The organism is Arthrobacter sp. TJ-236 (assembly GCF_058269235.1).
Genome location: NZ_JBZCNI010000004.1, coordinates 88,629 through 104,956, shown reverse-complemented (window position 1 = coordinate 104,956; position 16,328 = coordinate 88,629). Strand labels below are relative to the sequence as shown.

Sequence of the window (16,328 nt, the reverse complement as noted above, 5' to 3'; positions counted from 1 at the left end):
GGCTTTTCCGGGTCAGAGGCTCTCGAGGAAGGCCTGTGCATCCTCCCGGGGCGTGTCACCACCGGCGCGAGCCCCTGCGCGAGCCCCGGCGTCCATGATGTCCTGGGCGATCGCCGAGACCTTGCGGTTCACGTGCTGGCTGCGGTGGTTCATGAGCTCGTACGCCTCGGCCGCCGTGACGCCCGTGAGGCAGACCAGCACGCCCTTCGCCTGCTCGATGATGCTGCGCTTCAGGGCGGACGCCGCCACGGCCTCGTTGGCGAGCCGGTGCGAGTCCGCGTGGATGGAACGCGTGAGGTCGACGACGAGACCCTGGATACCGATGGCGTGCACGCCGTCGTCGTCGAGCAGTAGGTCGGCGGTGGTGAGTACCTGGCGCACGGCGCCGGCGGAGTCACGGATGGTGAGGTATGCGGACACCGGACCGCCCACCGTGGTGAGCTGCGCCCAGAAACCCTCCGCGATCGCGCGTTGCTCCGGCACGATGTGGCTGGTGCCCATCGCCAGGGTGGGGACCACCTCGCCGCGCCCGTAGCCGTGGATCTCGTACATCTCGTCAGACCAGACGAGGACGTCGCTCCCGAACACGTGGCTGTACGTTCCGGTGAGGCAGCCCTCGAAGCCCGAGGGCTCTGCGCCTTCGGGGGTCATGTCGGCGCCGCGTGAGGGCATGGTTCATCAACCGATCGTCAGGGCTGAGGGGTGCTGGTTCCTCAACACCCTTCGCGACGTACCCTAGCAATCGCCGTCAAACTCGCGGCCCGAACGGACTCCGCGAACGGATGTCGCACCGTGCGCCACCCGGGATCACCCCCTCAGCCGCTCCTTGACCGAAGAGGTGATCCTGTCCACTCGACCACGTGCCTCCCACGGGTGGTCAACCGGCGCCGGCAGCAGTGCGCCGTCCTTGCCAAACGGCCGGACGGCGGGCGCGGCCCCGGCGGACGTCATGGCGACGGCACGACGCCGAACGGATGCTCAGTCGAAGTGGGTGCGCACCGGCCCCTGGTTGAGCGATTCGAGCACGGAGGCGGCGATGTCCCGCACCTTGATGTTGCGCGAGCTCGAGGCCGCCTTCAGGATCTCCATGGCGGCGTCCTGCGAGCACCTGTTCTGCGCCATGATCACACCCACCGCGAGATCGATGGTGGTACGGCTCTCCATGGCCGCGCGCATGTGCGCCGTCGAATCGGTCAGCTCCGCGATGCGGATGGCGAGACGGAGCGACGCCGACACCTCCTCGGCGAAACGCTGCGCCGCGGCAATGGCCTCCTCGCTGAAGGCGTCCGTGAGGGGCGAGTAGAAGTTCAGTGCCGCCGTGGCATTGCCCTCGAGCGGGATGGGGACGCCGAGCGCCGACTTGATGCCGTGCTGCGAGATGGCCTCCGCGTAGCCGGGGAAGCGCGTCTCGCTGTCGAAGTCGCTGACGTAGTCCACATCACCGCCACGGGCCGCGCGCAGGCACGGGCCGTCGTTGAACTCGTACTGGATCTCGTCCATCTTCTGCGCCTCGGGCCCGTTGCTCGCCACCGTCGCCTTCGAGCGCTCCCGCAGGAGCGTCACCCCGCAGAGCACTTCGTCGTCCTCCGCTGACAACGTACGCCCCGCCATGGTGACCAGTTTCGTCAGGAACGCCTCGACGTCGTCGCTGTCGAGGACGAGGTCCTGGAGGAGGCCCGGATTCGCCGAGACCTTGCCGTTGTCATGATCGAGCAACAGATAACCCTTTACGAACACCCTTACGACCACGCGCGATGCTGCCGGGAGGGAGGAGATGTGCCGCCTGCTGCTAAACGACCTAGAGAATGCTACCCAATCGGAACGCCTTCCCGTACCCGGGCAGGGAATCCTTGACTCACACCGCGACGGCCGGGCGCGGACGCGCTCGGCGGCGCACCGCAGCCGCCGGGACCGACGACGACAGCAGAGGCTGCAGCGCGGGACGACCCACGGGCAGGTGGTCGGCGAGGGCCTCCTGCAGGGCCGGCCGCCCGAGCAGATATCCCTGCACACGATCGCACCCGAGGGCGCGGAGCACCTGCAGCTGCGCGGGGGTCTCGATGCCCTCGGCGACGATCCGGAGCTTCATGCCCCGGCCGAGGCCGATGATGCCGGCGATCAGGCCCGTGGAGTCCTCGTCGGTGATGGCGGCGACGAACGAGCGGTCGATCTTGACCTCCGTGACCGGCAGGCGGTGGAGGTGGGCGAGGGAGGAGTAGCCGGTGCCGAAGTCGTCCACGGACACACCGACGCCGAGATCCCGCAGATGATGCAGCACGCCATCGTCGATCACGGACGTCGAGATGATGCGCGACTCCGTGATCTCGAGGGTCAGGGCCGTTCCCGGGAGCCCCGTGGCGAGCAGCGTCTCGGCCACGAGGCCGCCGAACGCCGGGTTGAGCAGCTGGCTGCCGGACACGTTCACGGAGATCTCGAGCGGGTACCCGAGCCCGTGCACGAGCGCACCGAACGTGCACGCGGCCACGAGCGCGTACTCGCCCACCTCCTCGATCAGGTCTGATTCCTCGGCGATGCCGATGAACGCGCCCGGCGGGAGCAGGCCGAGGTCGGGGTGCTGCCAGCGCACGAGTGCCTCCACGGCCACGAGGGCGAGCGTGGCGCCGTCGAACTGCGGCTGGTAGTTCATCACGAGCTCCCCGCGCGCAGCGGCGCCGCGGAGGTCGGTCTCCAGCCGCAGCCGGTCCGGGCTCTGCTCGCGCCGCAGTGGTTGTCCGCGCGTGCGCGCCTTCGATTCGTACATCGCGGCGTCCGCCACGTCGATCAGTTCGCGCGCGAGGACGTCCACGGTCTGCACGGACTCCGCGGTCGGGGCCACCGTGGACCAGCCGACGGCGACGTCCACCGACACGTTCCGCCCCCCGATGGCGATGGGCGCGAGCAGTTCCGCCCGGACCCTGTCCTCGATGGCCGCGAGATCCGACTCCGCGTTGATGCGCGGAACGAGGATGACGAACTCGTCGCCGCTGTAGCGGGCCACCATGTCCGCCTCGCGTACTGCGGCGCGCAGGCACAGCGCCACGTGCCGGAGCACTTCATCGCCCGCCGAGTGACCGAGGCTGTCATTGATGCGCTTGAACCTGTTGACGTCGAAGAAGAGGAGCCCCACGGTCGCGGCCATCGCGGCCGCCGCGATCAGGGCGTCCTGCGTGGCACGCTCCAGCAGCGTCCGGTTCGCCAGACCGGTCAGGGTGTCGTGCATGGCCTGCTGCCGCGCCTCGTCGAGCAGTTCCTGCCGGGCACTCTCCGCCTCCTGCAGACTGTGCAGGGCTTCAGCGAGCTCCTGCTCGTAGAGGCGGCGCTCCGCCGCGCGGAACACGACGAAGCGGTCCTGCCGCGAACCGTCCGCCGCGGTGGTCCTCGTGGCGGAGATCAGCACGGGGATCCGCGCGCGGTCCTGGCCGAGGAAGTCCGCGGACAGCTCCGTCATCACGCCGGTGTCGTCGAGCTGCGGCAGGGCGTGCGTCACGAACATGATGCGGTCGCCGGCGGGGAAGAGGCGGAAGAAGCTCGTGCCCACGAGCTCGTCCCTGGTGCGGCCCGTCCACGCGCACAGCAGGTCGTTGACGACGGCGATGGTGCCGTCCGTCGACGCCACCACGTAGCCGGCCGGGGCCGCCCGGAACAGTTCCTCGTAGTCCGGGCCCGTGTGCGCCCCCTCCCGACCTGCCGCGAGCACGGCGGCGGAGCCCGGATCCGGGCCTGCGGCGGCGGTCGTCACCCCGCCACCCGTGGCACGGCGACCTCCGCCAGGAACGCGAGCACGGCGTCCGCCGTCTCGTCGGGCGCGCTCACCTGGGGGAAGTGGCCGCGCGCGGCCATGTTCACGAGGGTGGGGTACCTCAGGCGCGCGGCCATGTAGGCGCCGATGTGCACGGGCGCGACGACGTCGTCCTTGCACTGCAGGATCAGCGCCGGCACCGGCACCTCGGCGAGGAGGTGACGGACGTCGGACAGGAAGGCCACGCGGGCGAACTCACGGGCTGTCTGCGGGTTGGTGCGCTGGAACTTGTCCTGGAGTTCCGCGCCGAGCGCGGGCTGGTGGGGCGTACCCATGAAGACGGGGGCCATGCGTGCCGCCCAGACGAGATAGTTGGCATCGAGAGAGGCGAACAGTTCGTCGAGGTCCTCGCGGGAGAATCCGCCGTCGTACCCGTCCTCCACGCGGTCCACGTAACTGGGGGACGCCGCCATGAGGACCACCGAGGCGATCCGTGAACTGTCGAGCGCCGCCGCGGAGATCGCCATCATCGCACCCACGCTGTGACCCACCACGGTGACCTCACGCAGATCGAGCACGGTGAGGATCTCGAGCAGATCGTCACGGTACCTCTCGATGCCGGCGTACCGCGCGGCGTCGTACGCGGACGGGTCCGACTGCCCGGAGCCGACATGATCGAAGAGCACCACGCGGTAGTGGTCCGTGAACCGCGGCAGGATGCGGTGGTACATCCCCTGATCCGTGCCGAAGCCGTGGACGAAGAGGAGAACGGGGGCCCCCTCGGGCCCGAACTCGGTGATGTTGTTGCGCGCCCGCAGCTCGTGCTCGTCCATGATCCCTCTTCCGCCGGCCGTCAGACCCGCGCCCACCCGGCGCCGGCGGCTCCCACTGTAACCACCACAACCGGTACGAACACGCGCGGGCGGGTCAGGATCGCCACAGCATTGCCGCAGCCGAGCCCGCGGACGCCGTCGTCCGCGCCGGAACGCGCTGCGTCGACCTGATGTGATCTTGACGAGGCTCACGCAGTGGCTTGAGGAGCGCGGCACACACTGAGGGGATGCAGCAACTGGCTCCGGACGTGTCCGTGGACGGACGTTGACTACACGACTGTGCTTGCACGGATGTGGGGCAGTGCGACGGGGTCAAGCAGCCGGCCCCGTCGCGACTGCTTCGCCGTCGCCCGCGGCGCCGGTCCCACCGACGAGACCCAGCTCCGCATGCTTCCCGCGGTACACCGCCGTCCGCAGTTCGACGGCGTACGCCTCGAGGGCTGGCATGCCGAGCCCCGCGGCGACGCCGATCTCCGCCTCGACGTCGAACGGCACGCGCACGAACTGGATGCCGAACGTGCCGTACCCCCCGCTCCGAGCAACGCCGTGAGCACTGCCGTGAGCGCTGCCGGCCGGCTCGGCCTCGAGCACCACGTAGGAGGCCCGGGGCTCGTCGAGCGGGTTCCCCACGCTGCCCACGTTGATGAGGGTCCGCCCGAGGATCGTCTCCACGAAGGCGTCGTGGATATCGCCGTAACAGACGACGTCGGGCGTGGGCCCGTGCCCCGTGAGATCGGTGGCGAGGAACATCTCCTCGAAGTCCTCGTCGGTGTGGTGGGCGTGCACACGGTGGTAGACGCTCCTCGAGGACGCGTGGAAGAGGCGGATGCGCCGGCCGCCGAGCACGATGTCGTGGCTCAGCGGGAGCGACTGCAGCCACTCACGGTCCTCGCGGGTCAGTTCGTTGTGCCACCACCAGCCGGCGTCGTCGCGCCGTTCGGGTGTCTCGGTGGGCAGGAAGTCGTCCCAGTTGCCGCGAACGGTGACGGCGCAGTGGAGCCGGCTGAGGCGCACGCATTCGGAACCCCGCGGGCCCTTCCCCGCCACGTCGCCCAGGTTGTAGACGGTGTCGATGCCGCGGCGCCGGATGTCCTCGAGCACCGCCTCGAAGGCTGTCGCGTTGCCGTGCAGGTCCGAGATGACGGCGACGCGTTCCATGACCTCAGGCTATCGGCTCCCCACCGTTGCCGGCCCCGGTCACGTAGGGCATAGTCGGGCCTCGTGCAGCCGCCCCCGCCGAACCCCTCTTCATCAGAGGCCATCCCGCCCGGTCCCGTCCCGGCCGGTCCGTTCCGCGAGCAACGGACGCTCCATACCCGGAGGCTGGTCCTCGAGCCGCTGGGACCGGACCACCTCGAGGGGCTCTGGCGCGGCCTCCAGGACCCCGAGTCCCGCCGCCTCACCGGCACGCACGCCTCCTTCACCCGGGAACAGATCATCGCGTGGTTGGCGTCCCGTGCGGACGCCCACGACCGCGCGGACTGGGCCATCCTGCACGCTGGCGCGTTCATCGGGGAGATCGTGCTCAACGACCTCGACACCGACAACCGCTCGGTCGGCCTGCGGATGAGCCTCATCGGCCCGGAGGTGTTCGGCCGCGGCTACGGCACGGAGGCGCTGCGCGCCGTCGTCGCGCACGCGTTCGACGACGTGGGGCTCCACCGGATCTCGCTCGAGGTCTTCGCCTTCAACCCGCGCGCGCGGCGGGTGTACGAGAAGTGCGGCTTCACCGAGGAGGGGCGGAGCCGTGAGGCCCTGTTCTGGGACGGCGAATGGCACGACGTCCTTCTGATGGGCATGCTCGCGCACGATCCTCGGTAGGCTCGGCGGAGGGAGCCCGGCAGGGCGTTCGTCGAGCGGGGAGGACCGTCGGTATGGAACTGGCACACGGCGTGGAGCGCTTCACGGTGGCACAGAAGATCACCATGATGGTGAACCGCTATGAGGTGAGGTCGGCCGATGCCGCCGGCCGGCCCGGCGATCTGCTCGCGTTCGCGCAGCAGAAGCGCGCGGCGTTCAAGGAGCAGGTGACCTTCTACCGCGACGAGTCACGCGCGGAGGTGCTCTTCGCCTTCAAGGCCCGCCAACGCCTCGACCTCGGCGCCGGCTACGACGTCACCGACGCCTCCGGCCAGCAGATCGGGTACTTCCGGAAGGACTTCGGCGCCTCACTGCTGCGGTCCACGTGGCACCTCGAGGCCGCGGGCGTCCAGGCGAGGGGTAGCGAGCGGAGCGCCGGTGTGGCGATCGGCCGGCGCGTGTGGGAGATGCTGCCCGTCCTCGAGGCCATCCCGTCCCCGTTCCTCTTCCACTTCGACTTCATGGACCAGGCCGGGCAGACGATCATGTCCTCGGAGCGCGGGCGCTCGCTCAGGGACCGCTACCTGGTCACGCTTCCGGGCGCCAGGCTCGACGCACGGGTTGCGGCCGCCATGGCCGTAGCACTGGACGCTCTGCAATCCCGCTGACCCGTCCGGCCGGTCGTGTGCCGTCATGATGACCGGAGCAGGGCTCGCCACCGATGCCGCCCGCATGGGCAGCGCCGACCGCGTTGTACGGCGCCCGGCAGCAGCAGGGGGTCCCTGCCCTCTCGCGGTCATCGAGCAGTTCGTTGACGGCCTGCGCCACGCAGTCGCGATCACCGAGGGGAAGTGGCATCAGACCGTGGAGGTAGGCGTCGAGTTCGAGTTCCCCGACGGCTCCGCCCATGTTGAGCACGTGGGTCCATACCGTGGCGAAGGCCAACCCGGCGTGCATCATCGCGTCGTGGGTGCGCAGGCCCTGCATCAGCGAATACCCTTCGGCCGGGAAGCCTCGATCGAGGACCGCGCGGCGGTCGGCGACACATCAGCTCTGACAGCCGGCTTCATGACTGGCGGAACGTCCGGCTCAACGCCGGCAGGCTCGCTGTTCCCATACTGGCACTGTGCGTACGCCGTCGGGGGATTATTTTCGACGGCGGCTATTCCGCGACCGGGTCCTGGCCCTGCGGGAGGAATGGCCCGGGATCATCCGATCGGTCGGGGAATCCACCGACGTCGGCCGTGATGACGGACGCGTCATCCATCAGCTTGAGTCGCGGGTACGCCCTGCACTCGGGATCGCCGCCGAGCACGCGGCGGAGGTCGTCGGCCAGGGGCTGCGGCCCCTCGCGCCGGAGCCTCGCGAGGAGTTCCTGCGGCGTGGCCACCAGGCCGACGACGTCGAGCACCGCTGCGTAGCCATCCGTCATGACCGCGACGTCCCGGACGTCCGGGAGCGGGAATCGTCGCGTCAGCGCGTGGGAGGTCCCCTCCGCGCCCAGGTCGGCGATCCAGTACCCGCCGGGCCTGTTGCGCCGGAGCCGGTTGCGCACGAGCAGATCCTTGACGAGCGGCTTCGCTCCCGCCAGCGGCAGCTCGCCACGCACGGCCACGAGCCGGGCGATGACCGCCGCGTCCAGCTGGGCGACGGCACCGTCGCGGATCACCTCCACGGCGCCGTCCCTCGACCCCACGAGCGCCAGGCAGTCGCCGAGCGAGTACACCTCCAGCACCGGCCCGTCGACCCGCATGATGAGGACGGACGCCGATGGACCGAGGCCGGCATCATCCTCCCCGGCATCCTCCGCTCCCGATGCGACGTACTCACGCCGCAGTACCTCGAGGCAGGTCCGGAGGACCTCGACGACCGGGACGTCGGCGTCCAGGCGCTGGGCGAGCAGCGCCGCGAGCGAGTGCGCGAACCACTGCGCATCGCTCGACCACGCCGCCATGCGGCCGGCCCTGAGGCCCGTCGCGCCGTCGATCATCACGAGCGACCGCGGCGTCACCACGACGGCGTCCTCGTTGACCTCGGCGCCCGGGATCGAGAGCACCTGTGTCCTGCCCCACGCCCGGCCGTCACCGATCACGGCAGGGCGTCGTTCAAGGTCTGGGCGTCGCGGTAGTAGTCGAGCAGGGTCAGCTCGGTGGCCGCCTCCTGATCGAGGATCACGGTGGCCCGCGGGTGCAGCTGCAGCACCGAGGCGGGGCAGAAGGCACTGACCGGACCCTCGACCATCGACCTCACCGCGGCCGCCTTCGCGCTGCCCAGCGCTACGAGGACGGCGTGGCGCGACTCCCCGATCGTGCCGAGGCCCTGCGTCAGGCAGAGCTTCGGCACGTCCTCGCCGTCCTGGTCGAAGAACCTCGCGTTCGCGGTGCGGGTGGCGCCGCTCAGCGTCTTGACGCGCGTCCGGGAGCTGAGCGACGACGTCGGCTCGTTGAACCCGATGTGCCCGTTCGTCCCGATGCCGAGGATCTGGACGGTGATCCCCCCGGCTTCGCTGATCATCGCGTCGTACCGTGCTGCCTCGGTCACGAGATCGGCGGCATCGCCCCGCGGTGTCGACAGCCCCTGTGACGGGAGGTCGACGTGATCGACGAACTCGCGGCGGATGGTCGAGTGGTAGGACTGCGGATGGCTCGCGGGGAGACCTGCGTATTCGTCGAGCGTGAAGGCGCGCGCACCGGCGAAACTCAGGCCGTCCTCCCGATGCCGCCGGATCAGTTCGGCGTAGGTGGATGCCGGCGAGCCGCCGGTGGCGAGGCCGAGGACGGCCGGCCCCCTCCGCAGGTACCCCTCGATGATGTCCGCCGCGCGGACTCCCACCTGCTCCGCGGAGTCGCAGAGGATGATCTGCACAGCTTCCCCTTCCGGTGCGTTCGGCGGCTAACTGGCGTCCGGTGTCGCGAGGGAGGGAGCGCCCTCGTCCTCACGCCCGAGCGTCTTCAGGTTCCAGCGCCGGATGACGAAGCGGAACAGCACGTAGTAGACGGCGGCATAGCCGAGCCCGATCGGGATGAGCCACAGCGGTTTCTCCGCGATGCCGAAGTTGAGCAGGTAGTCGATGGCGCCGGCTGAGAACCCGAACCCGTGGTGGATGTCGAGGGCGTTGACGAGCGCCATCGACGTACCGGTGAGGATCGCGTGGATGATGTACAGCGGCCAGGCGACGAACATGAAGGAGAACTCGAGGGGCTCCGTGATGCCCGTGAGGAACGCGGTGAGGCCGGTGGAGAGCATGATGCCGCCCACGAGCTTCTTCTGGGCCGGCCGGGCTTCCTGCCAGATGGCGAGGGCAGCAGCGGGCAGGGCGAACATCATGATGGGGAAGAAGCCGGTCATGAAGACGCCGGCGGTGGGATCGCCCTCGAAGAACCGGGAGAGATCGCCCGTCTTGCCGTTGTACTCGCCGAGGGTGAACCAGACGAAGGTGTTCAGGATGTGGTGGAGCCCCAGCGGGATCAGCATGCGGTTGAGGAACCCGTAGACGCCGCTGCCCGCGACCGTGTTCTCGGAGACGGCATCTCCGACCGCTGTGAGGCCGTTGTTGAAGATCGGGTAGACCAGCGCGAGGGCGACCCCGATGACGATGGCGGCGAAGGACGTGATGATGGGCACGAAGCGGCGCCCGCCGAAGAAGCCGAGCCAGTCCGGCAGCTTGATGCGGTGGTAGCGCTGCCAGAGCAGTGCGGTGGTGAGACCCATGATGATGCCGGCGAGGACGCCGTAGTTGATGACGGGCGGGTCCTCCCCCTCGGGCGCTGCACCGAGGACCACGGGAGCCATGGCCTCGAAGACCCCGGTCATCACGAGATAGCCGACCACCGCGGCGAGCGCCGTGGAGCCGTCGCCCTTCCGTGCGAAGCCGAACGCGATGCCGACGGCGAAGAGCAGCGGGAGGTTGGCGAACAGGGCGTTGCCCGCGGCGCCGATGACAGCGGCCACGGTGGTCAGCGATTCGAAGCTGCCGAGGAGATCGTCCTGGCCGAGGCGGAGGAGGAGTGCCGCTGCGGGCAGGGCGGCGATGGGCAGCATGAGGCTGCGCCCGAACCGCTGGAGGTTCTGGAGGGCCTTGCCCTCACCCTTCTTCGATGCGGTGGCGGGCGCGGAGGATGCGCCGGAGCCTCCGGGCTTCGGTGTCTGGTCCGTGGTCATCGTGGTCCTCGATTCGGTGCGGGGTCTGGTGGGCCGGCCGGGACGATGTGCGAGTGGTGTGGTGCCGGCGACGGCGTGGGGATGCTTCGGGTGGTGCCTACCGCCTGCTTGTGATGCCGCGGTCGGATCAGTAGAGTCTGCTCCAGCTGGTTATAACCAGTGAGTGTGATCACTCTGAAGGCTCGGGCGCGGATCTGTCAACAAGTGGACGGGGAGAGTGCCCCGCCGATGAGCCACGACCGGCCGGACCACAAGGAGCAGACATGTCGAAAGCAGAGATCATCCTCGCCGCGCTCGGAGGAGCGGCGAACGTCGAGGAGATCGAGGGATGCATCACGCGCCTACGGACCGAGGTGGTGGATGCCTCCATCGTGGACCAGGCCGCGCTCAAGGCCGCCGGGGCGCACGGCGTCATGGTCGCCGGCACCGTGGTGCAGGTGGTCGTCGGCCCGGAGGCCGAGAATCTCGCCGAGGACATCCAGGACCTGATGTGAGCGGAGGGGTTGCCGGGGACCTCGCGGTCCTCTCCCCCCTCGCGGGGAGCGTGATCGCGCTCGCCGACGTCCCGGACCCCGTGTTCTCCTCCGGGATGGTGGGTGACGGCGTCGCCGTCGTGCCGCACGCCGGTGCGGGAGTCCTGACCGCCGTCGCACCGCTGGACGGCCGCGTGGTGAAGGTCATGCCGCACGCGTTCATCGTGCAGCACCCCACCGGCCCTGCCGTCCTGGTGCACATCGGCATCGACACCGTGCACCTCAAGGGAGAGGGCTTCACGGTGCACGCCGCCAAGGGCGACACCGTCGAGGCCGGTGACCCGATGGTGAGCGTCGATGTCCCCTTCATCAGGTCGAAGAACCTCGATCCCTGCTGTCCCGTCGTCGTCCTCGACACGAAACCGGGCACGGTGCTGACCAGCGCCGCGGGAACCTCGGTGACGGCCGCCGCCACGCTGTTCACCCTCCCGGCCGCCGTCGTGAGCGGCTGACCGTGGAGACGGAGGCGACCGGCGAGCTCAAGCACGTCTGGGTGCGCCGCCAGATCCAGGAACTGGTGGCAACCGGGCTGCGGCCCGGCGATGCCCTGCTCGGCGAGCGGCAACTGGAGGACAAATTCGGTGTCTCCCGCATCACCGTGCGACGGGCCATCGCCGACCTGGTGCAGGACGGCGCCCTCGTGCGGATCAAGGGCAAGGGCACCTTCGTGTCACACGGCAAGGTCAGCTCGGTGCTGCACCTGGCATCCTTCAACGAGGACATGCGGGCGGCGGGGTTCAAGCCGAGCACCCGCGTCATCACCGCGGCGACGGCCGAACCCCCACCGGAAGCAGCCCAGCACCTGCAACTCCCCGAGGGTTCGCCTGCGTTGCTCGTCGACCGCCTGCGGCTCGCGAACGGGATGCCGGTCAGCGTCGACCAGTCCTGGCTGCCGCCCGCACCGCTCCCCGACCTGCTCTCGGAGGATCTGACCGGCTCGCTGTACAAGGTGCTCGCGGCCAGTGGCTACCCGGTGCACCGCGTGATCCAGACCGTCGAGGCGGCTGCTGCTCCCACCCGGATCGCCACGCTCCTCGGGATCGAGCCCGGGGCGCCGGTACTGCTCTTCCACCGGAGGTCCTTCAGCGGTGTGGACCAGCCCGGCACGGCTATCGAGTACTGCATCTCCGCTTACCGCTCCGACAGGTACCAGGTGACGATGCACCTCGGGGCGGAGTGATCGCGCGTCAGGCGGCAGGCCGCAGCGCCGATCGGACCACCACGACGTCGGGCCCGTAGGTCGCGTCCATGCGCGCCTGGATGCTGCCGTCGTCGTAGAACACCAGGAGGCTCACGAAACCGCGGTCCACACCGCCGGTGAGTGGCAGGTCGGCGTTCTCCGCCTCGAAGATCTCCCGCTGGATCCGATCCAGCTCGGAGGGGTCCGTTCTCCCCTGGCGACCCTCCAGAGGATCCTCGAACGGCAGGGCGTCGTAGAGGGAGAGCGGCACGGGCTCCGCCGTGCTCGTGAACACCGTGCCGTCCCAGGTACCCGTGACCGCATAGGCCCCCCACGTCACGCCCGAGGCCCGCTCCCACTGCTGCACCAGGTCCCAGTCCCAGCCCACGATCTCGGGGCCCCCGCACTGCGGCGGGTAGGATTCCGCGACGCCGCCGAGGCAGAGCTGCGGTGGCGCATCCCCGACCTGCAGCACCGTTCCCTGGCCGGTGACGTCGCCGGCCGCGGCGGGCGAGCCCGTGGCGGCGCCACCCGGCGACGCGGTTCCGCCGCTATCGGCGGGCACGACGTCGTTCCCCGCGGGTGACGGCGCAGGGCCGCCGGCAGTGCCGGGGGCCGCGCAGGCGGTGAGGAAAAGGGCGAGTGCCGCGATGGGCCACCGTGCGAGCCGCGTCATGCTCCATGATCGGGCGCGGCGCGCCATCCCGCGACGACCCGCGGCGAATCAACGCCGAACCGTGATGTGCACCGGTCAGAAATTACAGGTGTAGGTGACGCCATTGACCTCGTGCACCCCGTTGCCGAGCTCCTGACACGTCTGGAACAGCGTGGAGAAACCGAGGACGAGCAGCAGGATGGCACCGATCACGACCACGGCGCCGGCGGTGTGACGGCCGAGCCGGCGGCGGGTCGTCGCCCGGTTCCGGGGTCTTTGCCGCCGGCGAGGGCGTGTCGACGGGCGAAACGCCGCCCCGCCGACGCGCCGTCGTGGCGAAGACCTCGAGTTCGACCGCCACCTCCGACCCGGCGGCGGCAGCGCCGGCAGCGCAGGCACGGACAAGGGACGACGACGGTCACCCGCCGGAAGGCCGTCGCTCCCGCAGGCCGGCGAGCTCCGCCTCGAGGTTGCGCCGGGCCGCGACGGTCCACCGCTCGGCCGCCTCGGGCGTCCGGTACAGGGGATCCAGTGCGAGGAGGTGCTCGAGGACCGTGCCGCGGCCGACCACGAAGTCCTCCTCGGGGACGTGCGCGTACTCGTCCCGAATGGCGGCGACGTACCCGGCGTAGTCCTCGGGGGTCCCGGCCAGGACGGCGAGATCGGCGTCGCACAGGAGCTGCCCCGGGCGGTCGTCCCGGGAAGGGTCGTGACCGATGGTGAGGAGGACCAGCCGCTCCACCTCGCCCGCGACGGCGGAGGGGACCACCCCGGCCAGCCGCTCGACGGCGAGTGCCGCCGAGGCGCGCTCGTCCTCGCCCGCCGCGCCGTCGTACACCGCGTCGTGGAACCAGGCCGCGAGGAGGACGGCGGTCCGCACGTCGGCCGGCGTGAACAGTTCGTCCAGCGCCTCGAGGACCGCCAGCAGGTGCGCCGGCGCGTGATAGCGCCGGTGCGGCTCGGACCACCGATCGAGCAACTCCTCACCGAGGCGCTGCTGCTCGGGCAGGAGCGCGCGCCAGCGCGAGGCGAGAGCGGCGCGGAGGCGTGGCCCCCGCCGTCGTGCAGGGACCCTCAGCCCGCTGGCGATCAGCGCCCTCACCAGCTCCGCCCCGCCGACCGCGCGGGCGCCCTGCTCCACGAGCTCGCGGTAGCGGCTCTCGGGTACGTCGTAGTGGTCCTCGTCGAACGCGCGGCGCGATATCCCGGCCGCCTCGGCGAAGGCGTGCAGTTCAGCGAGGGACGTCGTCGAGACGAGGTGGGAGAACACGGTGCCGTGCGCGGGCCAGGACGGCGGATCGATCAGGACGGCCATGACCTGCAGCCTAGGCGCCACGGTGCGGCATCACGACCCGGCGGGGTCCGGCCGGGTGGCCGCCCCGTCGAGCCACAACTCCGTGGACACGTCGCCGTGCGTGCCGACGCTGCCCACGTGCTTGTCGCTGACGGTGGCACCGTTCTTGATCACGTGGACGAGTGCCATCGCGTGACCGCGGCCGAGGTCGTGGTCCTCCTTGAGCCAGGCGACGATCACTCCCGCCGTGGTTCCCGGTGCGTCGAAGCCGCGCTCCTTCGCCTGCTCCACGAGCTGCCGCGGGGTGAGTCCGGTCTTCGTCTCGATCGCGTCGAGATAGGCCTGGAAGGACACTCCTACTGCCCCACCGTTTCGGGGCGGAGGCCGTAGGAGGCGAGCACGTTGCCCCTGCTGGTCGTCGTGACCTCCTGCAACTCGAGTCGCGTCACGGCATCGGAGGCCTCGAACAGGTGGCGGCCCGTCCCTGCCACCACGGGGTGGATCATCAGCGTCAGCGAATCGAGGAGGCCGGCGAACAGGAGCTGGCGGACCAGGGAGATGCTGGCGCAGATACCGATGTCACCGCCGTCGGTCTGCTTGAGCGACCGCACGAAGTCCTCGAGCGGCTGGTCCATGAGCGAGGCGTTCGTCCACCCCAGCTCGCCGGTCAGCGTGCGGGAGGCCACGAACTTCTCCACGGGGTTGATGAAGGCGCCGAAGGGGTCGCCCGCCTCCGCCCGGGGCCAGTACTGGGCCCACTCCTCGTAACCGTGCCGGCCGAGCAGCACGGTGTCCACCCTGCTGATCATGGCGCCCATCCCCGCGCCGAGCTCGTCGTCGAAGCTGTCGAACTGCCAGAGCTGGGGATCCTCGACCACCCCGTCCACGGAGGAGAAGAGGCCTGCTGTGAGTCTGCGCACGGGGCGCTCCTTGTCTTTCGAGGGGGCTGTCACCCAGTAGACGGCACGGACGCCCCGGAGTCATCGGTCCACGCGCGAATTCGCCCCCGTGGCCCTCGTGCAGCGCCCGCGGCATCGCTACTGTCGATGCATGCAGCCCACCATCGCTCCTGACACCACGCACGCCGCCGGGGCGGGCGACGAACCCTTCGAGCACCTCCTCGAAGCCTCGCGGCGGGACCTGACGGGCTACTGCTACCGCATGCTCGGGGCGTCCTCCGAGGCCGAGGACGCCGTCCAGGAGACCCTCATCAAGGCCTGGTCCAAGAGGACGACCTTTCAGGGACAGTCGGCCCTCCGCACCTGGCTGTTCCGGATCGCCCACAACGTGTGCGTGGACATGCTCAGGAGCCCGCAGCGGCGTGCCCGTCCCATGGATCTCGGGCCGTCGACGCGCACGGCCGACGCCGTCCTCGGCGCCCCGCTGACCGAGAACACGTTCGTGCAGCCGATCCCGGACGAGCGCGTCATCGACACGTCGGGCGATCCCGCCGTCGTCGCCGAGGCACGGGACACCATCCGCCTCGCCTTCGTGGCCGCCCTGCAGCACCTCCCGCCGCTGCAGCGCAGCGCCCTGATCCTCTGCGAGGTGCTCCGCTGGTCCGCAGCCGAGGTGGCGACACTCTTGGAGGTGACTCCTGCGTCCGTCAACAGCGCGCTCCAGCGGGCACGCAGGACGATGGCGACGCGGGAACCCGCCGCACACATGCCCCTCGAGGACCCGGCGCACCGCACCCTCCTGCGGAAGTACCTCGCAGCGTTCGAGGCGTACGACATGGACGCCCTCGCGGCACTGCTGCGCGACGACGTGGTGCTCTCCATGCCGCCCTTCGACCTCTGGCTGTCGGGGCCCAGGGACGTCCTCTCCTGGTTCGTGGGCAAGGGAAGCGTCTGCGAGGGAGGGCGGCTCCTTCCCGTGGACGTCAACGGCGCGGGCGGCTTCGCCAACTACCACCTCGTGGAGCCCGGCCTGTGGGAGCCGTGGGCCATCCAGGTCATCGAGACCGACGGCGGACGTATCATCGGCCATCACAATTTCCTCTCCCCGGCATTGTTCGAGGAATTCGGGTTCCCCCTCGTGATCGACGAGAGGAATGGCCCTACCCGATAATCCTCCGCTCGTCACGGCAATGGCGCTTTCTCTCTTTCGCGGACCGCGCGATATGGTCGACGA

At 70.0% G+C, this 16,328-nt stretch carries 19 protein-coding genes; 6 read left to right on the top strand and 13 right to left on the bottom strand.

Going from position 1 to position 16,328, the window contains the following annotated elements; all coding sequences use genetic code 11:
• Positions 1–12: 12 nt before the first annotated feature.
• The 5 genes from AC4D16_RS15130 to AC4D16_RS15110 all read right to left on the bottom strand — a co-directional run bounded on the left by AC4D16_RS15130 (position 13) and on the right by AC4D16_RS15110 (position 5,730).
• Positions 13–672, bottom strand: coding sequence for an ANTAR domain-containing protein (locus tag AC4D16_RS15130; RefSeq protein WP_490950035.1), 660 nt, complete (start codon positions 670–672; stop codon positions 13–15).
• A 306-nt stretch (positions 673–978) separates the two neighbouring features.
• Positions 979–1,716: an ANTAR domain-containing protein gene (locus AC4D16_RS15125; RefSeq protein ID WP_490950034.1), complete on the bottom strand. Its 738-nt coding sequence runs from the start codon at positions 1,714–1,716 to the stop codon at positions 979–981.
• A 139-nt stretch (positions 1,717–1,855) separates the two neighbouring features.
• Positions 1,856–3,739 (bottom strand): sensor domain-containing protein, encoded by a 1,884-nt coding sequence (locus AC4D16_RS15120; RefSeq protein ID WP_490950033.1) that lies wholly within the window; start codon positions 3,737–3,739, stop codon positions 1,856–1,858.
• Positions 3,736–4,572 (bottom strand): alpha/beta fold hydrolase, encoded by an 837-nt coding sequence (locus AC4D16_RS15115; RefSeq protein ID WP_490950032.1) that lies wholly within the window; start codon positions 4,570–4,572, stop codon positions 3,736–3,738. Before AC4D16_RS15115 ends, AC4D16_RS15120 begins: the two co-directional genes overlap by 4 nt.
• Before the next feature lie 312 nt (positions 4,573–4,884).
• The gene (locus tag AC4D16_RS15110; protein ID WP_490950031.1) at positions 4,885–5,730 is read right to left on the bottom strand and encodes a metallophosphoesterase family protein; all 846 of its coding nucleotides are present in this window, start codon (positions 5,728–5,730) and stop codon (positions 4,885–4,887) included.
• Positions 5,731–5,793: 63 nt separating this feature from the next.
• Here AC4D16_RS15110 and AC4D16_RS15105 point away from each other — a divergent pair, with 63 nt between their 5' ends.
• Positions 5,794–6,393, top strand: a complete 600-nt coding sequence (locus AC4D16_RS15105) for a GNAT family N-acetyltransferase (RefSeq protein WP_490950030.1) — start codon at positions 5,794–5,796, stop codon at positions 6,391–6,393.
• Between the two features lie 53 nt (positions 6,394–6,446).
• On the top strand, positions 6,447–7,040 hold the full coding sequence (locus tag AC4D16_RS15100; RefSeq protein WP_490955574.1) for an LURP-one-related family protein: 594 nt from the start codon (positions 6,447–6,449) through the stop codon (positions 7,038–7,040).
• 494 nt (positions 7,041–7,534) lie between these two features.
• Here AC4D16_RS15100 and AC4D16_RS15095 read toward each other — a convergent pair whose 3' ends face one another.
• Genes AC4D16_RS15095 through AC4D16_RS15085 form a run of 3 tightly spaced genes read right to left on the bottom strand, consistent with a single transcriptional unit; the run spans position 7,535 to position 10,533 of the window.
• A complete protein-coding gene (locus tag AC4D16_RS15095; RefSeq protein WP_490955573.1) occupies positions 7,535–8,464 on the bottom strand; it encodes a PP2C family serine/threonine-protein phosphatase in 930 nt (309 codons plus the stop codon).
• Positions 8,461–9,237 carry a glucosamine-6-phosphate deaminase gene (nagB, locus tag AC4D16_RS15090; RefSeq protein WP_490950027.1) on the bottom strand — a complete coding sequence of 259 codons (777 nt, stop codon included), beginning with the start codon at positions 9,235–9,237 and terminating at the stop codon, positions 8,461–8,463. Before nagB ends, AC4D16_RS15095 begins: the two co-directional genes overlap by 4 nt.
• Positions 9,238–9,264: 27 nt before the next feature.
• Positions 9,265–10,533 carry a PTS transporter subunit EIIC gene (locus tag AC4D16_RS15085; protein WP_490955572.1) on the bottom strand — a complete coding sequence of 423 codons (1,269 nt, stop codon included), beginning with the start codon at positions 10,531–10,533 and terminating at the stop codon, positions 9,265–9,267.
• Positions 10,534–10,670: 137 nt separating this feature from the next.
• Between AC4D16_RS15085 and AC4D16_RS15080 the strand changes: the two genes are divergently transcribed.
• The 3 genes from AC4D16_RS15080 to AC4D16_RS15070 are packed head-to-tail and all read left to right on the top strand — an operon-like array spanning position 10,671 to position 12,246.
• Complete coding sequence (locus AC4D16_RS15080) at positions 10,671–11,027, top strand: PTS sugar transporter subunit IIB (protein WP_490950136.1); 357 nt, start codon at positions 10,671–10,673, stop codon at positions 11,025–11,027.
• Positions 11,024–11,518 carry a PTS sugar transporter subunit IIA gene (locus AC4D16_RS15075; RefSeq protein ID WP_490955571.1) on the top strand — a complete coding sequence of 165 codons (495 nt, stop codon included), beginning with the start codon at positions 11,024–11,026 and terminating at the stop codon, positions 11,516–11,518. The genes AC4D16_RS15080 and AC4D16_RS15075 overlap by 4 nt, the downstream gene beginning before the upstream one ends.
• A 2-nt stretch (positions 11,519–11,520) precedes the next feature.
• Positions 11,521–12,246: a GntR family transcriptional regulator gene (locus AC4D16_RS15070; RefSeq protein WP_490955570.1), complete on the top strand. Its 726-nt coding sequence runs from the start codon at positions 11,521–11,523 to the stop codon at positions 12,244–12,246.
• A 7-nt stretch (positions 12,247–12,253) separates the two neighbouring features.
• Here AC4D16_RS15070 and AC4D16_RS15065 read toward each other — a convergent pair whose 3' ends face one another.
• The 5 genes from AC4D16_RS15065 to AC4D16_RS15045 all read right to left on the bottom strand — a co-directional run bounded on the left by AC4D16_RS15065 (position 12,254) and on the right by AC4D16_RS15045 (position 15,115).
• Positions 12,254–12,922, bottom strand: coding sequence for a hypothetical protein (locus tag AC4D16_RS15065; protein WP_490950023.1), 669 nt, complete (start codon positions 12,920–12,922; stop codon positions 12,254–12,256).
• Positions 12,923–12,997: 75 nt separating this feature from the next.
• Positions 12,998–13,120 (bottom strand): hypothetical protein, encoded by a 123-nt coding sequence (locus tag AC4D16_RS15060; protein WP_490950022.1) that lies wholly within the window; start codon positions 13,118–13,120, stop codon positions 12,998–13,000.
• Between the two features lie 199 nt (positions 13,121–13,319).
• Positions 13,320–14,216, bottom strand: coding sequence for a DUF4031 domain-containing protein (locus tag AC4D16_RS15055; RefSeq protein WP_490955569.1), 897 nt, complete (start codon positions 14,214–14,216; stop codon positions 13,320–13,322).
• Between the two features lie 30 nt (positions 14,217–14,246).
• A complete protein-coding gene (locus AC4D16_RS15050; protein ID WP_490955568.1) occupies positions 14,247–14,549 on the bottom strand; it encodes a DUF4287 domain-containing protein in 303 nt (100 codons plus the stop codon).
• A 2-nt stretch (positions 14,550–14,551) separates the two neighbouring features.
• Positions 14,552–15,115: a dihydrofolate reductase family protein gene (locus AC4D16_RS15045; protein WP_490955567.1), complete on the bottom strand. Its 564-nt coding sequence runs from the start codon at positions 15,113–15,115 to the stop codon at positions 14,552–14,554.
• 130 nt (positions 15,116–15,245) lie between these two features.
• On the opposite strand from AC4D16_RS15045, the gene AC4D16_RS15040 reads away from it, so the two are divergent.
• The gene (locus AC4D16_RS15040; RefSeq protein ID WP_490955566.1) at positions 15,246–16,265 is read left to right on the top strand and encodes a sigma-70 family RNA polymerase sigma factor; all 1,020 of its coding nucleotides are present in this window, start codon (positions 15,246–15,248) and stop codon (positions 16,263–16,265) included.
• Positions 16,266–16,328 lie beyond the last annotated feature (63 nt).

Bases quoted from the DNA above. Each gene is read 5' to 3' on its own strand.
- AC4D16_RS15130 (WP_490950035.1), bottom strand. From the start codon at position 672: ATGCCCTCACGCGGCGCCGACATGACCCCCGAAGGCGCAGAGCCCTCG.
- AC4D16_RS15115 (WP_490950032.1), bottom strand. From the start codon at position 4,572: ATGGACGAGCACGAGCTGCGGGCGCGCAACAACATCACCGAGTTCGGG.
- AC4D16_RS15110 (WP_490950031.1), bottom strand. From the start codon at position 5,730: ATGGAACGCGTCGCCGTCATCTCGGACCTGCACGGCAACGCGACAGCC.
- AC4D16_RS15100 (WP_490955574.1), top strand. From the start codon at position 6,447: ATGGAACTGGCACACGGCGTGGAGCGCTTCACGGTGGCACAGAAGATC.
- AC4D16_RS15085 (WP_490955572.1), bottom strand. From the start codon at position 10,533: ATGACCACGGACCAGACACCGAAGCCCGGAGGCTCCGGCGCATCCTCC.
- AC4D16_RS15065 (WP_490950023.1), bottom strand. From the start codon at position 12,922: ATGACGCGGCTCGCACGGTGGCCCATCGCGGCACTCGCCCTTTTCCTC.
- AC4D16_RS15055 (WP_490955569.1), bottom strand. From the start codon at position 14,216: ATGGCCGTCCTGATCGATCCGCCGTCCTGGCCCGCGCACGGCACCGTG.
- AC4D16_RS15040 (WP_490955566.1), top strand. From the start codon at position 15,246: ATGCAGCCCACCATCGCTCCTGACACCACGCACGCCGCCGGGGCGGGC.